This is a genomic window from Sphingobacterium sp. UBA7253 (genome assembly GCF_002472745.1).
In the GTDB taxonomy this organism is placed as follows: Bacteria; Bacteroidota; Bacteroidia; order Sphingobacteriales; family Sphingobacteriaceae; genus Sphingobacterium; species Sphingobacterium siyangense.
This window is the reverse complement of sequence record NZ_DKSP01000224.1, coordinates 30,715-32,690: the sequence shown is the minus strand read 5'-3', so window position 1 is coordinate 32,690 and position 1,976 is coordinate 30,715. Positions and strand designations below refer to the sequence as shown.

Sequence of the window (1,976 nt, the reverse complement as noted above, 5' to 3'; positions counted from 1 at the left end):
GGAAGGTTTTTTGGTGTAATTTGCTTGTAGTCACTGAAATGTGCGGTTTGTCATTTTTTTGAACAGCGATAGTGATTTTGTCTTTCACGATAAGAAAGATGTGCCCTATGTGATTTCAGACCATTTACTTGACTAAAAAGCTATTGCCGGATATGCGTTGATCTATCGTTTAGCATGTACCCTTGATATGGAAAAAGCCTCTTTGATGTTTTTGATATTAAATAAGATAATTGCGAGGAGTATAATTCCATATGCAACATACTTAATTGGTGAAACAGGTTCTTGAAAATAAGTTACTGCTAAAGTAAATGCGATCAGTGGGTTAATATAGAGGAGAACACCGGTTGTTGTCGATGAAATACCAATGAGTGCATACATGCTCAGGAAAAGGGGGATGATCGTGAATAAAGACGCGATAAGAAATATTGTGCCCCAAAACAGAGGTTCAGCAGGGATTGCATGATGATTATAGATCAGTTTAGGGATTACAAACAAGGCACATATACTGAGCTGGACGACCAATTGGTGGAGTTTGTCAAACCCGGTGGAAACCCATTGCACAATTAGATAGAAAGCGTAACAGGTGGCAATGGTAGCCGCCCAGAGGACATCGTTTAACGAGCCATTAGCCAGCAGGCAGACGCTGCCGAAAGCAATAAAAAGCGCTATTTTTTGCCAAAGGGTCAATTGTTCCCTGAGTATGATATAGGCTCCAGCTGCGGTGATGAGTGGGCAGGTCAGGTAAGCCAATGCGGCAGACTGGATGCTGATATGGTTGACGGCATAGATATAGGTAAACCAATTTCCAAAGATTAATCCCGAGGCCAGCAGGGTAAGGCAGATCTGACGAAGCTTGCCCGTCCGAGGTAGGAGCCGGAACTTATGGATATCAGCAGTCATGGTTTTTCTGCGGAAAAGCAAAAGATAAATCCAGAGTACCAGGAGCGCAGTGATTATTCTAAAATACAGAATATCTTCGGCAGGATAATCCCTTATCCACCGTACGGGGATAGACATAAATCCCCAGATGAAAGGGGCCAAAAAAGCCGCGAAAAGATATTTTCCGCGGCTTGCTGTTTCGTTGCTGTTTTCCACGGACTAATCTTTCCAGGCAATGACCGAAATCTCGACATTTACATTCTTGGGAAGGGTTTTTACCGCAACACACTCACGTGCTGGTTGCGCTTCTTTAAAATATTCTGCATAGACTTCATTGACTAAGACAAAATTACCCATATCGCTCAGAAAAATGGAGGCCTTGACAACATCCTCAAAAGTATAGCCAGCATTTGTCAGAATAGCTTCTATATTTTTCAGTACCTGATGTGTTTCGTCTTTTACACCTGATGAAATTAACTCCATTGATTCTGGGATCAGAGGAATTTGTCCAGAGACGTATAATGTATTACCGGCTTTGATTGCCTGGTTATAGGGGCCAATTGCTGCAGGAGCGTTGTCGGTATTTAAGATTTCTTTTTTTGACATGGATTACAGTGTTTAGGAGGTAAAAAATATTTTGTAGATCAGGCCCAATAAAAAGACAATAATGGCCGTTGCATTAATGATATGCATCGCTTTTATGCTTCCATTTGTCGGGCGATCTGCGTTACGCTTTCTAAAAAAGTACATGGAACTAAGTTACAACAGTAAATTAGAAAGTTAAAATGAAAAGATTAAAAACTTTGAAAGGTTTTCTGTTGAGCTGTGAAACAAAATCTTGTACAAATGGCTGAGATTTTTTGAATATTAGTAAATTGGTGAACGAAATTGAAATTTTATGAATAAGGTAGCATTAATTGGGGGTAAAATATATTCAGGTGACGCGATTTTTGAGCAAAAGGCATTACTGACCAGCGAAGGTAAGATTGATGGGATCGTCCATGATCATGAAATACCTTCAGATTATGAGAGTTATCCAGTGAATGGAGCCAATATCTGCGCTGGGCTGATCGATCTTCAATTGTATGGTGACGGCT

The 1,976-nt window shown here is 40.5% G+C and carries 4 protein-coding genes; 1 reads left to right on the top strand and 3 read right to left on the bottom strand.

Annotated elements, in window-relative coordinates; translation table 11 throughout:
• Window positions 1-162: 162 nt before the first annotated feature.
• Genes B2X72_RS23660 through B2X72_RS26560 form a run of 3 tightly spaced genes read right to left on the bottom strand, consistent with a single transcriptional unit; the run spans window position 163 to window position 1,629 of the window.
• Window positions 163-1,095 (bottom strand): EamA family transporter, encoded by a 933-nt coding sequence (locus tag B2X72_RS23660; protein WP_070561320.1) that lies wholly within the window; start codon window positions 1,093-1,095, stop codon window positions 163-165.
• 3 nt (window positions 1,096-1,098) lie between these two features.
• A complete protein-coding gene (locus B2X72_RS23655; RefSeq protein ID WP_070561318.1) occupies window positions 1,099-1,485 on the bottom strand; it encodes a RidA family protein in 387 nt (128 codons plus the stop codon).
• Between the two features lie 12 nt (window positions 1,486-1,497).
• A complete protein-coding gene (locus tag B2X72_RS26560; protein WP_312128511.1) occupies window positions 1,498-1,629 on the bottom strand; it encodes a DUF6728 family protein in 132 nt (43 codons plus the stop codon).
• A gap of 148 nt (window positions 1,630-1,777) precedes the next feature.
• Here B2X72_RS26560 and B2X72_RS23650 point away from each other — a divergent pair.
• Window positions 1,778-1,976: hypothetical protein (locus B2X72_RS23650; protein ID WP_286851755.1), on the top strand; the 199-nt coding region annotated here is incomplete at its 3' end.

What these genes read in the sequence shown, in the direction of transcription:
- B2X72_RS23655 (WP_070561318.1), bottom strand. Translation starts at nt 1,485, where the DNA reads ATGTCAAAAAAAGAAATCTTAAATACCGACAACGCTCCTGCAGCAATT.
- B2X72_RS26560 (WP_312128511.1), bottom strand. Translation starts at nt 1,629, where the DNA reads ATGTACTTTTTTAGAAAGCGTAACGCAGATCGCCCGACAAATGGAAGC.